Raw genomic sequence first — 13,917 nt, forward strand, 5'->3', positions numbered from 1 at the left:
CATTTACCAAAATATTTGCCAGGAGTGGTTACTGTGTTCGCGTGGCCAGCACCAACGGAGACCGGCGAGGACCGGGCCGCCCGCCGAACCCACAGCGTGCACGCGAACGCCAGCGCACCCTGACCGAGGCGGCCGCACTGGAGTTCGCCGAGAAGGGCTACCACAAGGCCAGCATCACCGACATCACCCAGCGCGCCGGCGTCGGCCGGGGCACGTTCTATCTGTATTTCGATACCAAACGCGATGCGCTGGACGCGGTGATCGACAGTTACTTCCAGAGAACGCTCGCCGCGGTGAATGACACCAGCGACCTGTCGGGCAACGCGGGCGACTTTGAACAGCATCTGCGCACGGTATTCACCCGCCTGTTCGACATGCTGGACAACAGCCCAGAGATTATGCAGGTCATCCTGCGTGAGGGCTTGCTCGACTCGGCGATGACCAAGCGCATGTTCGGCATCCTCGACCTCATCGAGTCCGTCAACATCACCATCATCGAGCAGGCCCGCGCCGACGGCACCATCACCTCGGCCGTCGACGCCACCTTCCTGGCGCATGCCATCACCGGGTTGTCGATGGCGGCCACTCTCAAGGCCGTCCGGGGCGAGCTCGCAGGCGATGCGCGCGAGACATACATCGACTCGTTTATCGAGCTGGTGCGGTCGATCACGACCATTCCCCCCGCACTCGCAAATTCTTGACAATTCGCGTCCCAAGATCTGGAACCTCCGCTAGCCTCTGCCCTAGCCAATAAACTGACCACTGAACCAGTGAATTGCTAGAGGACCGGGTCGGGGGACCTCCGACAGCCTCGTCATGACTGCGCCCCAACCGGGATGCAGGGCACGCCCGCGTGCGCGGGCACACGCTACGACCTGACGATCGCGGCAACCCCGCGCTTGACATGGACCATGACCTACACCACACTAAGCCACCGACTGTGATGTGGGGTACTAGATACCTACTGTTACACAGTTGTCCATTAGGCGGGCTGTTCGCCGAGGTCGGGCCCGAAATGAGAAGCCAAAGGAGCCACTGTTGAACTCAGCCGTGAGTCAAGTAGTGGCCGAGACGCGGGCAGAGTCCGCTCCGGTGGACTGGTTCGAAGACTGCGATGGTGGATCCGACAGCAAATCGAGCGTGGACGGCGGGCCCGAATCTCCCTCCGGCGGAGCGTTCCAGCTACTCGATCGGGCCCCTGGAATCGTCCGGCGCCCCGCTGAATATGTGATCTCCCAGACCGATTCGATGCTGAAAACGCTCGGACGTTATGTCGATCTGGTGGCGCAATCTTTCGCGTTTCTTATCAGCGACATCGTCCGGCTGCGCCATCCGTGGCAGGACACCGTGATCCAGTCCTGGTTCATCCTGACGGTCACGGTCGTTCCGGCGATCCTGGTGTCGATTCCGTTCGGTGTGATCGTCGCAGTTCAGGCAGGCAGCATCATCTCGCAGGTCGGTGCCTCGTCCATCTCCGGTGCGGCCGGTGGCCTGGGCGTGATCCAGCAGGGCGCACCCATCGTCGCCGCCCTACTCCTGGGTGGAGCGGCGGGTTCGGCCGTCGCCACCGACCTCGGTGCCAGAAGCATCCGCGAAGAGGTCGACGCCATGCGGGTCATGGGTGTCAATCCCGTCCAGCGCCTGGTAACCCCGCGACTGGCGGCGATTCTCTTCGTGTCACCGCTGTTGTGCATCTTCATCATCTTCGTCGGCATCTTCGCCGGTTACCTGGTCAACGTGGGTTTTCAAGGCGGCACGCCCGGCAGCTACCTGTCTTCGTTCGCCGCGTTCGCCAACGTCAACGACGTCACCGTCGCGGTTCTCAAGACCTGGCTGTTCGGTGTCGTGGTCATCCTCGTGGCCTGCCAGCGCGGCCTGGAGGCCAAGGGCGGCGCACGAGGTGTCGCCGATGCCGTCAACGCCACCGTGGTGATCGGCGTGGTCACCGTCATGGTGCTCAACACCGTGATCACCCAGATCGTCGCGATGTTCATGCCGTCGAAGGTGGGCTGAGAATGGCGACGTCCCGTCCGGCCCGGTACTTCCCCGACGAACTTCCCGCAGCCGCCAGGTCGATCTGGAACTTCACCAAGGGGGCAGGCGGCTCCGCCGAACACCTCGGCCACCAGATCACGTTCGTCGGCCTGGTGCTGGCCGCAATACCGCAGACCCTCAAGCGTTATCGACGACAAACCGGTGTCCTGCTCGTCGATATGACCTGGGGCAACGGCTCGATCATCGTCGGCGGCGGGGTCATCGGCGTGCTTGTCTTCATGGGCATCGCGGTGGGCGCATCTGTTGGGATCGTTGGCTTTTCGACCCTGGACATGGTGGGCATGGGATCTCTCACCGGATTCATCTCCGCCTACGTGAACACCCGGGAAATGGCACCGATGATCGCCGCCATCGGATTCGCCGCACAGGCGGGATGCCGGATGACCGCCGAGATCGGCGCCATGCGTATTTCCGAGGAGATCGACGCGCTGGAAGCTCAGGGCATCAGATCCATTCCGTTCGTGGTCACCACCCGAGTGATCGCCGGCGTCATCATCATCGTCCCGCTGTATGTACTGACCTTGCTGCTGGCCTACGGCTCCTGCGCCTTCATGGTGTTCTTCGTCCACAATCAGTCACAGGGCGTGTACAAGCATTACTTCGACTCATTCGTCCATCCGATAGACGTGCTCTATTCGGTGATCAAGGCCGTGGTGTTCGTCGTCATCATCATCGCTATCCAGTGCTATCAGGGCTATTACGCAGGCGGCGGTCCCGAGGGGGTTGGGATGGCCTCGGGTCGCGCCATCCGAGCCTCCCTGGTCGCGATCGTCCTTTTCGACATGCTCCTCACGTTGCTCTTCTGGGGCAACAATCCTGGAATTCAGATATCGGGGTAATGGGTGGCCATCTATAAAGATCCGAGCGGACGGGCCGCAGGCCCCGGGGCGCTCAAGTTGCGCGGGCTTGCCCTGGCACTGGTCGTAGCCGCAGGTGGCTACTCGCTGTATCAGTCCGGAATCGGCAGCTACGGACAACCATTCGAGCTCACGCTCATCACCAACACCATCGGCGAGGGCATGGGCCCCGGCGGCGAGGTGAAGTACCGCGGTTACAACATCGGGCAGGTCAAGTCACTGCAGACCACCGGATACAACAAGCAACGGATGACCGTGATCCTCGACGGCCGACAGGCCAAGGCACTTACGTCAGATACCAAGGCGCAGTTCACGTCATCGAACATCTTCGGCACCGCCGCCGTCGAACTCGTCAGCAGCGGCGTCGGCGAACCGCTGAAACCCGGGGGCGTGCTGGAGATCAGCAGCGATGTCCAGGCCGCGTCCATCACGGGATTCCTCCGAATGGGTCAGCGCCTGGGCGCGATCCTGGACACCCGCGAATTCAATGCGATCATCGCGACGTTCGAGCGCCATGCCGATCTGACCGGTCCGGTCGTGAAGTCATTCTGGGACCTGTTCGCGATGATCGCCGATACCCAGAAGGTGCCCTTCTCCAAAACACTGGATGTGATGGCCTCATTGATCGAAGGGACCAACGAGTTCGTCCCCGTGATCGGATCTACCAACAAATTGCTGGACAGCCTCAACTTCATGGTGGGTCCGGGCAACACCGAGCGGGCGACCGCCGCACTCGACTCCCTGTCGGATCTGCTGAAAGTGGCAGGCGACGGACTGCACACGAACAACGACTGGCTCGTTCCGCTGATTCGATCGATCATGGATCTCGCTGTCCCCTATACCTATTTCCTGGGCAGCCTGGCTCCGGCGTACGACCGGCTCAACGGTCTGTTCGATCGCACCACTGCCGCATTCCCCGTCGACAACGGCAAGGTGCGCCTGAACGTGCAGCTGATCATGGATACCGCCCCCGGGCTCGGCGCGGCGTTGCCGATGGTGCCTGAAGGGCAGGCTGCCAACGCGGCCGCCGCCGTTGGCCCCGCCCCCGGACCGTCGGCTGGAGGGCAGCGATGAAACGGATTGCGCTTCTCATGACGGGCCTCACCGCGATTCTCGCGGTGGCAGTGGTGCTGACCCTGATCATCGTGAATGCCCTGCGCACCCCGGTGAACGGTCCGGTCCGCCGCTTCGACGCGCTGTTCACCGATGCCTCCGGGCTCATCATCGGCAACGATGTGCGCATCTCCGGCGTACAGGTCGGCAAGGTCGAAAAGATTCACCTGGACGGCAAGAACGCACGGGTCACGTTCAACGTGCTGACGGATCATCCGCTCTACCAGAACACTACGGTGGCAATCCGGTACCAGTCCCTGGTCGGTCAGCGGTACGTCGAGATCGCGCAAGCGCCGACACCTAGTGCACCGCTGGCGGCCGGCGCGACGATACCGCTCGGCCAGACCATTCCCTCCTTCGATATTGCCAAGCTGTTCAATGGTTTTCGCCCCATATTCGAAACACTCGACCCCGCACAGTTCAACCGGTTGACCGAGAACATCCTGCAGCTCATCCAGGGCGACCAGCGTGGCATCGGGCCGATCCTGCGGGATATCGATGCCGTGCTTAAGCTTTCGGTCGATCGTCAGGCCGCTCTACAGGCCATCATCACCAATCTGGGTGATGTCTCCAAGGAACTGGGCGGCACCTCAGATCAACTGTTCTACTTGATCAACGACCTCAACGATGTGCTGGCACCGTTCGAGAAGCAGGCCGACGAGTTCAACAGGGCAGGCGCGGACGCACTGCCGGTGCTGCGCAGATCGGTCAGCATGCTGCGGTACATCGAGAACACGGTGGATGGCGCACAGTTGCCCTTGTACGACGTGGCCAGCCGCACCACACCGGGGACACCGACCATCATGGCCGGGCTATCGCTGATACCAGACCTGGTACAGGGCATGCGTGACGCCTTGATCGAGGAGAAAACAGCGCCCCCCACCGCATTCGAGTGTAAGAACGGGATCGTCAAAATGCCCGGTATCGGTGAAGTGTCCTTCGCCAACCAGGATCTGGTGGTGTGTAAATGAGCTTCTTCAAGAAGATCTTCACTCGAAACAATCCGATCCTCGACGAGCACGAGGCAGCCAAGCGTAATCGCCGCAACGGGCTGATCGGGGTCCTGGTCATCGCCTCGGTGCTGGCCGCAACAGGCGTCGCTTTCGTCAACACCAGCGGCATGAAGACCTACGCACTGCATCTGCGGGCTTCCGGAGGGCTGCGCGCCGGCGACGACGTGCGCATCGCCGGGATTTCGGTGGGCAAGGTATCGACCGTCAGCATCGATAAATCACTGGTAAAGGCCGTCTTTACGGTGGATCATTCGGTCCCGGTCGGATCCGAGTCCCGTGCTGACATTCGCATGCTCACTCCACTGGGCGGGCACTATCTGGCCCTCTACCCGGAAGGCAGCACGCCGCTGGGCAACACACCCATTCCGCCCGAGCGCACCAGTGTCCCCTTCGAGATCAACGAGTTGTTCCAGAAGTTCACACCCGTGGTGAAGAAGGTGGACGCCAAGGTCATCCACGACAGCCTGATGGAAGTGGCGAACGCAGTCGACAAGTACCCCAATGGTTTACGCGACTTCTTTCAGTCGTCGCAAGCACTCATCAAAGCGCTTGAGCCCACCACCGAGGATTTTCACGCCACGCTGAACTACGCCAATGAGTATCTGCGGGCCTTCAAGACGGGCAAGGAACAGCTCGCCACCATCGTCACCATGCTGTCCAAACTCGGTGCCAAATACAGCAAGTCGACGACTGACCTGATCGAGGTGTTCGTACTGCTGAGGGACCTCTTCCGGCTCTTCAATCGGTTCTTCACGGCGTACGCACGCGATTACGAGCCCATGCTCAACGGCCTCGACGACATCGTCGACACTCTCACCAAATACCCCGAGAAGCTCGGCAAGGCCGCCGAACAATGGGGCCAACTCGTTGGGATTGTCCTGCCCATGCTCAGCGGCAACGGCATCACCATCAACGAGAACGACCGGGTGATCCCCGGGCAAGACGTCTGCCTACCGCACTTCTTCAGGTTCTGTTGAGGCCCTTGATGACACAGCCAGCATTTGTCAGCAGCATTCGGACCCGTCTTGCGGGTATGCGTCCCGCCGCACGCGCGGGTCTGGTGAGCGCCGTCGGCGTGGTACTTGTCGCGGTGGTGGCGGTTGCCGGGATCTTCGGCGCGCGCACTGTGTTTCCCGCTGTCAAAAACATGGTGATGCCGTACCTGGGGAACGCCCATATCCCGTTCCTGGACGACACTCGAGCGCTCTGCGCGAATTTCCGCGACGGATCCGGGTTGTACAAGGGCAACAAGGTCCTGCTTCTCGGTGTCGAGATCGGCACCGTGACAGCCGTCACCAACAAGCCCGACCACGTCGAGGTCGACTTCGACATTCCACAAGACATGGAGCTGCCCGCCGATGTCGGCGCAGCCAGCTATTCACAGTCGGTGATCACCAACCGCAGTATCGAACTCACCCGCTCATGGAGCGAGGGACCCAAATTCGCCGGTGATCAATGCATCTCGACAGAGAACACCAGAACTCCGGTGACCGTCACCGAGTCGTTCTCCGCCATAGGCGAACTCGCCGATACCCTGATGCAAGCAGCGCCTGGCCAGGACCCGGCGAACTCGCCTGGCGTGCAGGCACTTAACAAAACTCTCAAGGGGGCAGCTCGATCGCTCGACGGCGTCGGCCCCGGGTTCAAGGAGATGCTCAACAGCCTCACCACGATGGTGGGCGATCCCTACAAGGCCGACGCCGACTACCGGCAGCTATTTGAGAACAGCGCCATCGTCACCTCGAACTGGTTGCAATATTGGAACGAGTTCGCGGGTGTGGTCGCCTCCCTACCCGATACCGCCCGCCTGATCGAAGGCATTTCGGAGAACTTCTCGGTCGGCCTCGACTACCTGACCACGCTCCTTCCGACGCTGAACGGCATGGTGCAGCGCGCCGCCGGCCGGCTTTACAAGAACGTCTTCGACAAGCTGGTGCCCTGGATACGTGACATCCTCAACGCCTACACCCCGCATATCCTCACGTTCTTCAACACCCTGCCACCGGTGATCAATTGGCTGGCCGACGACATCTACCTGCCGAACACGAAGACCCACGGTGTCACCTATGTTCCTCCGCGCGTTGCCATCTCGCCCGAGCAGGCCAGCGCCATCTGCCAGAACCTGCGCGACCGCAACACCCCCGGTTCCCAGGCGGCTTGTGCACCGGGCACCGCCTCGGATCCCGTGACCCTCGGTTTGACGAATCTGATCATGGGGGCGGCACTGTCATGATTCGACGTGTACTGATCGTCCTGTTCGCCGCGGCATTCGCGGTGGTCCCGGCGTGTTCCACGGAGGCGTTGGATCCCACCAAGATGCCGATGCCCGGCGCGTACATACCGAAGAACACCTACCGCCTCAAGATCGAATTCTCCAGCGTGCTCAATCTGCCCGGACGGGCGAAGGTCGACGCGGGTGGCGTGCAGGTGGGCCTGTTGGATCGGGTGGAACTCAAGGGCACAACCCCCGTCGTATATGTAGATATCGACGGCGGCGCGAAGTTCCCGCGAAACGTCAAGGCCGAACTCCGGCAGGCCACCGTGCTCGGCGACATCTACATCGCCATGATCTCGCCCACCGATCCGGCCCCGACACATCTGCAGGATGGCGACACCATCGCCCTGGCCAACACCGTGCCGGCGGCCAACGTCGAAGATCTCATGCGATCCATGTCGAACCTCATCGGCGGGGGCAGCCTCAACACGATGCAGACCACCGTCGCGAACATGAACAGTTCCTTCCCTCCGCCCGAGGAGCTTGACCGCATCCACCGCGCGCTGGCCGGAATCATCAATGACCTGTCCAACAATCAGGACACCCTCAACAAGATCCTGACCAATATGCAAGCCGTCAGCGAGTCCTTCCGCGCCAACAAGGGAACGTACCGACGGCTCCTTACCGAGGGACCGAGCAAGTTGCCCTCGTTGGCCAAAGTCGTGCTGAGTCTTAGTGATCTGATCATCAATGGTGCCGAGTTCGGACGACAGATCGCCCAGATCCTGGACTACCCGAACCTCATGCAGATCCTGTCCTATCTCACGCCGTTCATCCACAGCGCCTCGACCGCCGACACCACCATTCCGGTGCTCGGCGACAAGATGGTCCGAACCATCCGTGACCGGATCATCCCGTTCTTCAAGGATGGCGGCCCCAAGTACACCGTGACCGACATCCAAACTCCCGATGGCACATTGGGAGTCAGCCCCGGGGAACGCGCCGATTCGGTCATCCGGAACATGCAGACGATGGGGCTGGTGCGATGAGGCTCAATGTCCTACTCACTCTCGCGGTGCTCTCGATCATTTCTCTGGTGGGCGCCGTCTACATGGCGTTCGGTGTCCTGGACATCGCCTCCACCAACAAGACCAATCACATGACGCTCATGCTGGAAAGCTCCGGCGGGCTGATGTCCACCTCCCAGGTCACCCTCCGGGGCATCAAAGTCGGCCGGGTCACCAACATTCAGGCGACCACGTCAGGGTTGGCGATTTCGATGGCCCTCGACAGCGGCTACCCCATTCCCGTCGACAGCAAGGTGAGCGTCCAGAATCTCTCGGCCGCGGGAGAGCAATACGTGGAGTTCAAACCTGCTCGCATCGAACCCCCTTACTACAGCGACGGCGCCGTGATCCCGGCGTCGAAGGCAGCACCGGTCTACACCGTGAGTGATCTCCTGCAAAAGGGCAACGCACTGATGCAGGCCATGAACGCCGACGACCTGGAAATCACGCTCAACAATGTGGCGGCCGGATTCGTGGACAACACCAAGACCATCGATCAGTTGGCCACCACGGCACGGCTGTTCGCGCAGATGGTGAAGGATGACAAGCATTACCTGGCCGAGGTCATCGGCAACACATCGACCCTGACCAACGGGCTCGGTGAGATCCGGGCCGGCGACATCTTGAAGCAGTCCGCCAAGACCATCCCGGGCAGCCTCGAAGGCCTGGCGTCCCTGGTGAAGGTCATCGAAAAGCTCGAACCGCTCGTCGAAGCGGGCCTGGGCGATGGGAAGCCCCTGACGGATCTGGTGGAAAAGCTCTTCGACTACATCAACGCACTGTCCGAACCGATGTCGGAATTCGCGACGGTCCTCGAACCCATCGTCGCCCCGCTGCGCGACGTCAAGCTGGACGCCGGGCACTGGCTGGACTTCTGGGACTCCACCTTCAACAACCAAGGCGGACTACGCATCCATCTCGGGGTGCCCGAATGGCCCCAGCCCGACACACCGCAGCCGGGATCAGCTCAGCCATCGCGGCCGGCTGCCACACCACCGGCACCCAAACCCACATCGGCACCACAAACGGCAACAGCAGGAAGGCCCGGATCATGACCGACATCGACGATCGCACACTCACCCTCGATGACGCAGATCCCGATGAGCTAGCGGAATCGGAGACGAAGTCCACCACCGATTCCGCCGAGACCGAATCTGTCGCGGAACCGAAGCTCAAGCGGGTAAAGCGGGCCAAGGTCGTTGAACAAGAAACGGATCCGGCCGAAAGCGATAGCGGTCCCAATATCTGGAAGTGGATCACCTTCGGTCTGCTCGCGTTGGGAATAGTGGGCGCGGTCCTCGGCGGCTGGCAGTATCAGAAGTTGTCCGATGCCCTCGCCGCCACCCGCGCCGGCGACACCGAACGCACCGCGGCCACCGACGCGGCGTCGACGTACGCGATGAAATCGCTCACCTATAGCTTCGAAGACCCCGACGGCTTCTTCAAGAACGTCAAAGAGAACGCGGCAGAACCGCTGAAGAACAAGTACAACGATGCCGAGAAGCTGCTCAAGGCCATCATGCTGCAGGCCCAGGTGACGTCCAAGGGCGAGATCATCGCCGCGGATGCCGTTGCCCAGCAGAACGGCATCTACCAGGTGGTGGTCACCACCCGACAGACCACCCGGAACGTCCAGAACCCGGAACCGCGGGCAACCACACTGGTTCTGCAGATCACGGTCAAGAAGGATGGCGACAGCTGGCAGGTGACCGATATCGGCCCCAAGAACGCCAACTCGACCGGCACCATCATGCACCCCGGCGACCAGAAGCTGCTTCCCGACGAGACGGCACCCGCGCCCGGTAAGGCGCCCGCGCCGGCCCTCCCGCCGCTGCCCACGCTCCCCGGTCAGAAGTAGGCAATGTCCCGGCACATAGGTGGTCTGGGCGCGGGTATAGCTGCTGCCGCCCTACTGGTTTCGGCGCAGACGGTCCATCCCGTGGCCGTGGCACGGGCTGCTTTGCCGCCGTGCCCGAGCAGGGCCACCACGATCGTCCCGGATAGTCCTAAGGCACATACAGATTGCCGGCTGTCTGCGGCCGACGGCAGCGGGATTACCTTCGATGTCGAGTATTGGCGCCCGCACCCCGACAACAAGGACGCACCGGACTACCCGCCGCTGTCGGCCCGGGTAACCATCAAGGACGCCGCCGGGAACAGGCTGCAAGAAGTGAACGAGCTATTGGAGCCATCAAGCCCCTCACCGGCCGGGCTGCAGGACATCGACGGAGACGGCCGCGACGAGATGATCATTCCGATCTCTACCCGGGTCATGAATGGTGCTGTCAACACTCGATTTTCCGTCTGGCGGGCTGAGAAGAACACCACCCACTTCGAGCGAGTCCAGATGTTCGGACAGGCCATCTATCCCAGTGGCGACGGGTACATCGTGGTCAACAGCGGTGCGTTCTCCAGCCGCGATCTGGATTTCTACCTACCCACCGCGGCCGGCTACACCCACATCATCACGTTGACGATGACTGCCGAAGAGGTCGACCTGAATACCCGCAAGGTGCTCACCGCAAGCTGCATGGTGCACAAGCAGTCCGGCCTGGGCGCCATCGACATGGACTGGCAGGATTCGCCGGTGTTCTGTGATTCCCCTGCGGCCAAGTCGATTTGGCCGGATGCCGAGCGCGTCGAAACCAACAGAAGGGTGCAGGGCCGCTAAGCCTTACACCGCATCCCGGGATACGTCCGTGTCTTCCAGCAGCGCGATAAGCGACCGCATACCCGGCCGGAAACCCCACGCGAAGACCACCCGCAGCAGGGGTTGGAGCCAGCGCAAGGGCAACCCGGAAACAAAACGCGGGGTTATCGCCACCGTCCAATCGACGGTGCAGCCGTCGGAAGTGCTGGTCAGCACGTAATCCTCGGCCCATAGCTGCAACAGGGGCCAGGTTCCCGCCACCGCCGAGTAGGTGAGCCGATGCGGAGCCTCGTACCGCCAGAATCTCTCTCGCTGGATCCACAGGAACCGCCACGGTGCCGACACGGTGCCCATCTCTCGCTCCATACCCACTCGCCGGCACGGTTCGTCATAGCGCACACCGCACCCGAAGGGCAGCCATGACCAGGCATGGTCACTGTCCAGCGCCGCCCACACCTGCCCACGTGGCGCATCGAAGGTGTGGGAGGTGCGCAGCACGATCGCTGCCGATTCGAACGCGGAATCGTCCGTCGACATCGGGATCCGATACTTGGGGGCGAGCATCGGCCATCCCACCCTCAGACCACCACCTGTGAATCATTGAGGACCACAGTGGAATCGACACTTTGATTCTGTTGCGCGTACTCGTAGTCATCGGCCGGGAACTTCTTCGCCGCCCGACGGGCCTGCAGGGTCGTGGTCGGGCGCAACAGCGGTACATCATCGTCGGCGTTCTTCCAGTACGACCGCACACCTCGATTGAGTTCCGTGAAGTAGTACTTCAGGTTCCGCCCGTTGCGCAGCATGAGTTGGTGGAAACGGTCCAGTGCCTCCTGGCGCACTTCCATACGGCTGGCACCACGTTCTCCCGCCAGAGAGATGGCCCGGACGATGTGAGTGACGGCCGTATCCGCCAGCCCATGCCAGCCGCCGTTGCCGGTCCAGGAGTAGGGGCCGACGATGATCCAGCGGTTGGGGAAGCCGGTGATCGAGACGCTCTCGTACGCCTGCATACCGCGACTATTGAAGAAGTCGCCCAGGTCACGGCCACCCGCGCCGGTCACCCGCCCTCGCTTGTAGGAGGCGGGTTCGGAGAACAGATCGAAACCTGTTGCCGTGATGAGGAAATCTGCCTCATACACTGTCCCGTCCGAGGTCTTGACTCCCTCGGGAACGACCTCGGCGATAGGCGTGGTGACCAGTGAGCAGTGCGGCTTGTTGAAGACCCGCGGAAAGGCGGAGTTGAGAGTTGGCCGGTTCCCCAGCGGCCCGAAGTACGGGAGAAGGTCCTGTGCGGCCTGCCTATCCTTCACCACCGCACGCAGGTACGCCCCGTACAGTGCACGCCCGGCGGCATCGAACCACCGCATCAGCGGCCGCATCACCGCGCCCGGGGTGTGAATCAGGAACCACAGACCCAGGCTCCCACCGAGCAGGGCCCCCCACTCAATCAACGAGAACAATCCGGGGATACGAAGCGCCCATTGGGCAATCACCGGGATCCGGAAGTCGGGTTTGGGGATGCAGTAGACGGGTGTCCGCTGGAACACCACGAGCGATTCGGTCTCGTCGGCGATGGCACCGCACAATTGGACGCCGGTCGCCCCGGTGCCTATCACCGCCACACGCTTGCCCCGCACGTCGTGCTCCGGCAGCCACTGTACGGGCGTCACGCGGGTACCGGAGAAGTTCTCGAGCCCCTTGATGCCGGGCTGCTTCGGATCGAAGAAGGGACCGATCGCCGAGATCACGAACCGCGCGGTGATCAGCGAGCCGTCAGCGAGATTCAGGCGCCACCAGTGGTTCTCCTCATCCCACTCCTCGTTGCGAACGTCGATGCCGAAACGGAAGTGCGGCCGCAGATTGAACCGTTCGGCGACCTGCTGGTGGTAGGCCTGCACCTCGGATCCGGGCGCAAAAACTCGAGACCACTTAGGATTTCGGAAGAACGGAAACTGGTAAATCACCGACGGAATGTCGACGGCGATCCCCGGATACACATTGTCGCGCCAGGTCCCGCCCAAGTCCGCGGCCCGGTCGAGGATCACGAAGTCCTCGATACCCGCCTGCTGCAAGCGCACCCCGGCGCACAAGCCGCCGATACCCGCACCGATCACGACGACGTGATGATCGGGAACTGATGTGGTCATGAGGACTCCTCACTCGATGTCCGATACGGACTATTCACTGACAATTCCGGCGTTGAAAGCGGCGGGCCTCCGGTCGCCCATTTGTGCATGTAGAACGTTGTGGTCCGCCACCGGCGTCCGAAGGGAATCCGCACCGGGATCCTGGCCAGGATGACGCGCCCGCCTGCCAGGGCAACCAACTCGCTGCGGGTGAGGTCCCACACGAACCACCGCACCAGGGGCAGCGCGGCGGCGGTGACGACACGATTCATCTTTCCCGGCGGAAGATGCCAGTCCAGCAGGGTAATCCAGTGCCCCGGCGTCTTCGAGTCCTCGATGATCACGGTGCGGAAATCGAATACCTCCTCCCCACGGCACCCCGCAGGGCGCGGATAGCCGGGGAACATCAGGCGCCACACCCAACGGAACTCGCGGTGCGTGTTCGAGATTCCGCACCGGCCACCGTCGAAGAACCGATGCCCCTGCCACCAGCGTCCGAGACCCCATCGCAACAGCGAATCGACCAGTCGGCCGTACGGACTGGCCAGGTACCTGGCCTGCGTCAGGCCGTCTGCGCCCTCCAGCGGGGTCCCCATCAGGAAGACCGCCTCTAATGCTGCGAGGTCCCCTGCCTTGCCCAGTTCATCGAGCCATTGCCACATCAGATCCGCCGCATGGCCCGGGTCGGACTGGTCTAATCGCGCCAGTCCGGCCCGGACCCCCTCCGACGCCGCCACGGCGTGACGTTGGTTCCCCCTCAACGGGCCGCCCTATTGGACATCGCAGCGTTACCCATCAAAAGCGGCATGGACACGGGT

Annotated in this window: 14 protein-coding genes; 11 read left to right on the top strand and 3 right to left on the bottom strand. The window is 62.2% G+C overall.

The window, feature by feature from the left end:
• Nucleotides 1–41: 41 nt before the first annotated feature.
• The 11 genes from BB28_RS20330 to BB28_RS20380 all read left to right on the top strand — a co-directional run bounded on the left by BB28_RS20330 (nucleotide 42) and on the right by BB28_RS20380 (nucleotide 10,991).
• Entirely contained in the window at nucleotides 42–701 is a 660-nt protein-coding gene (locus BB28_RS20330; protein ID WP_046254807.1) for a TetR/AcrR family transcriptional regulator, read from the top strand.
• 349 nt (nucleotides 702–1,050) lie between these two features.
• Nucleotides 1,051–2,013 (top strand): MlaE family ABC transporter permease, encoded by a 963-nt coding sequence (locus tag BB28_RS20335; RefSeq protein ID WP_046254808.1) that lies wholly within the window; start codon nucleotides 1,051–1,053, stop codon nucleotides 2,011–2,013.
• Between the two features lie 2 nt (nucleotides 2,014–2,015).
• Nucleotides 2,016–2,894, top strand: coding sequence for an ABC transporter permease (locus tag BB28_RS20340; protein WP_030096459.1), 879 nt, complete (start codon nucleotides 2,016–2,018; stop codon nucleotides 2,892–2,894).
• A 3-nt stretch (nucleotides 2,895–2,897) separates the two neighbouring features.
• On the top strand, nucleotides 2,898–3,986 hold the full coding sequence (locus tag BB28_RS20345; RefSeq protein WP_046254809.1) for an MlaD family protein: 1,089 nt from the start codon (nucleotides 2,898–2,900) through the stop codon (nucleotides 3,984–3,986).
• Nucleotides 3,983–4,996, top strand: a complete 1,014-nt coding sequence (locus BB28_RS20350; RefSeq protein WP_046254810.1) for an MlaD family protein — start codon at nucleotides 3,983–3,985, stop codon at nucleotides 4,994–4,996. Before BB28_RS20345 ends, BB28_RS20350 begins: the two co-directional genes overlap by 4 nt.
• Nucleotides 4,993–6,015: an MCE family protein gene (locus BB28_RS20355; protein ID WP_046254811.1), complete on the top strand. Its 1,023-nt coding sequence runs from the start codon at nucleotides 4,993–4,995 to the stop codon at nucleotides 6,013–6,015. Before BB28_RS20350 ends, BB28_RS20355 begins: the two co-directional genes overlap by 4 nt.
• A gap of 8 nt (nucleotides 6,016–6,023) precedes the next feature.
• Nucleotides 6,024–7,271 carry an MlaD family protein gene (locus BB28_RS20360; RefSeq protein WP_046254812.1) on the top strand — a complete coding sequence of 416 codons (1,248 nt, stop codon included), beginning with the start codon at nucleotides 6,024–6,026 and terminating at the stop codon, nucleotides 7,269–7,271.
• Nucleotides 7,268–8,302, top strand: a complete 1,035-nt coding sequence (locus BB28_RS20365) for an MlaD family protein (protein WP_046254813.1) — start codon at nucleotides 7,268–7,270, stop codon at nucleotides 8,300–8,302. Before BB28_RS20360 ends, BB28_RS20365 begins: the two co-directional genes overlap by 4 nt.
• Nucleotides 8,299–9,375, top strand: coding sequence for an MlaD family protein (locus BB28_RS20370; RefSeq protein ID WP_046254814.1), 1,077 nt, complete (start codon nucleotides 8,299–8,301; stop codon nucleotides 9,373–9,375). The genes BB28_RS20365 and BB28_RS20370 overlap by 4 nt, the downstream gene beginning before the upstream one ends.
• A complete protein-coding gene (locus BB28_RS20375; protein WP_046254815.1) occupies nucleotides 9,372–10,178 on the top strand; it encodes a hypothetical protein in 807 nt (268 codons plus the stop codon). Before BB28_RS20370 ends, BB28_RS20375 begins: the two co-directional genes overlap by 4 nt.
• A gap of 3 nt (nucleotides 10,179–10,181) precedes the next feature.
• On the top strand, nucleotides 10,182–10,991 hold the full coding sequence (locus tag BB28_RS20380; protein WP_046254816.1) for a hypothetical protein: 810 nt from the start codon (nucleotides 10,182–10,184) through the stop codon (nucleotides 10,989–10,991).
• Nucleotides 10,992–10,994: 3 nt separating this feature from the next.
• Here BB28_RS20380 and BB28_RS20385 read toward each other — a convergent pair whose 3' ends face one another.
• From BB28_RS20385 to BB28_RS20395, 3 genes are read right to left on the bottom strand one after another with little or no spacing between them, the layout of a single operon-like run.
• Nucleotides 10,995–11,534, bottom strand: coding sequence for an SRPBCC family protein (locus tag BB28_RS20385; protein ID WP_046256019.1), 540 nt, complete (start codon nucleotides 11,532–11,534; stop codon nucleotides 10,995–10,997).
• Between the two features lie 14 nt (nucleotides 11,535–11,548).
• A complete protein-coding gene (locus tag BB28_RS20390; RefSeq protein WP_046254817.1) occupies nucleotides 11,549–13,120 on the bottom strand; it encodes a flavin-containing monooxygenase in 1,572 nt (523 codons plus the stop codon).
• A complete protein-coding gene (locus BB28_RS20395; protein WP_046256020.1) occupies nucleotides 13,117–13,761 on the bottom strand; it encodes a hypothetical protein in 645 nt (214 codons plus the stop codon). The genes BB28_RS20390 and BB28_RS20395 overlap by 4 nt, the downstream gene beginning before the upstream one ends.
• Nucleotides 13,762–13,917: the final 156 nt, after the last annotated feature.

Source organism: Mycobacteroides chelonae CCUG 47445, from assembly GCF_001632805.1.
In the GTDB taxonomy this organism is placed as follows: Bacteria; Actinomycetota; Actinomycetes; order Mycobacteriales; family Mycobacteriaceae; genus Mycobacterium; species Mycobacterium chelonae.

What these genes read in the sequence shown, in the direction of transcription:
- BB28_RS20365 (WP_046254813.1), top strand. Translation starts at nt 7,268, where the DNA reads ATGATTCGACGTGTACTGATCGTCCTGTTCGCCGCGGCATTCGCGGTG.
- BB28_RS20350 (WP_046254810.1), top strand. Translation starts at nt 3,983, where the DNA reads ATGAAACGGATTGCGCTTCTCATGACGGGCCTCACCGCGATTCTCGCG.
- BB28_RS20370 (WP_046254814.1), top strand. Translation starts at nt 8,299, where the DNA reads ATGAGGCTCAATGTCCTACTCACTCTCGCGGTGCTCTCGATCATTTCT.
- BB28_RS20380 (WP_046254816.1), top strand. Translation starts at nt 10,182, where the DNA reads ATGTCCCGGCACATAGGTGGTCTGGGCGCGGGTATAGCTGCTGCCGCC.
- BB28_RS20395 (WP_046256020.1), bottom strand. Translation starts at nt 13,761, where the DNA reads ATGTGGCAATGGCTCGATGAACTGGGCAAGGCAGGGGACCTCGCAGCA.
- BB28_RS20385 (WP_046256019.1), bottom strand. Translation starts at nt 11,534, where the DNA reads ATGCTCGCCCCCAAGTATCGGATCCCGATGTCGACGGACGATTCCGCG.
- BB28_RS20355 (WP_046254811.1), top strand. Translation starts at nt 4,993, where the DNA reads ATGAGCTTCTTCAAGAAGATCTTCACTCGAAACAATCCGATCCTCGAC.
- BB28_RS20375 (WP_046254815.1), top strand. Translation starts at nt 9,372, where the DNA reads ATGACCGACATCGACGATCGCACACTCACCCTCGATGACGCAGATCCC.
- BB28_RS20360 (WP_046254812.1), top strand. Translation starts at nt 6,024, where the DNA reads ATGACACAGCCAGCATTTGTCAGCAGCATTCGGACCCGTCTTGCGGGT.
- BB28_RS20340 (WP_030096459.1), top strand. Translation starts at nt 2,016, where the DNA reads ATGGCGACGTCCCGTCCGGCCCGGTACTTCCCCGACGAACTTCCCGCA.
- BB28_RS20390 (WP_046254817.1), bottom strand. Translation starts at nt 13,120, where the DNA reads ATGACCACATCAGTTCCCGATCATCACGTCGTCGTGATCGGTGCGGGT.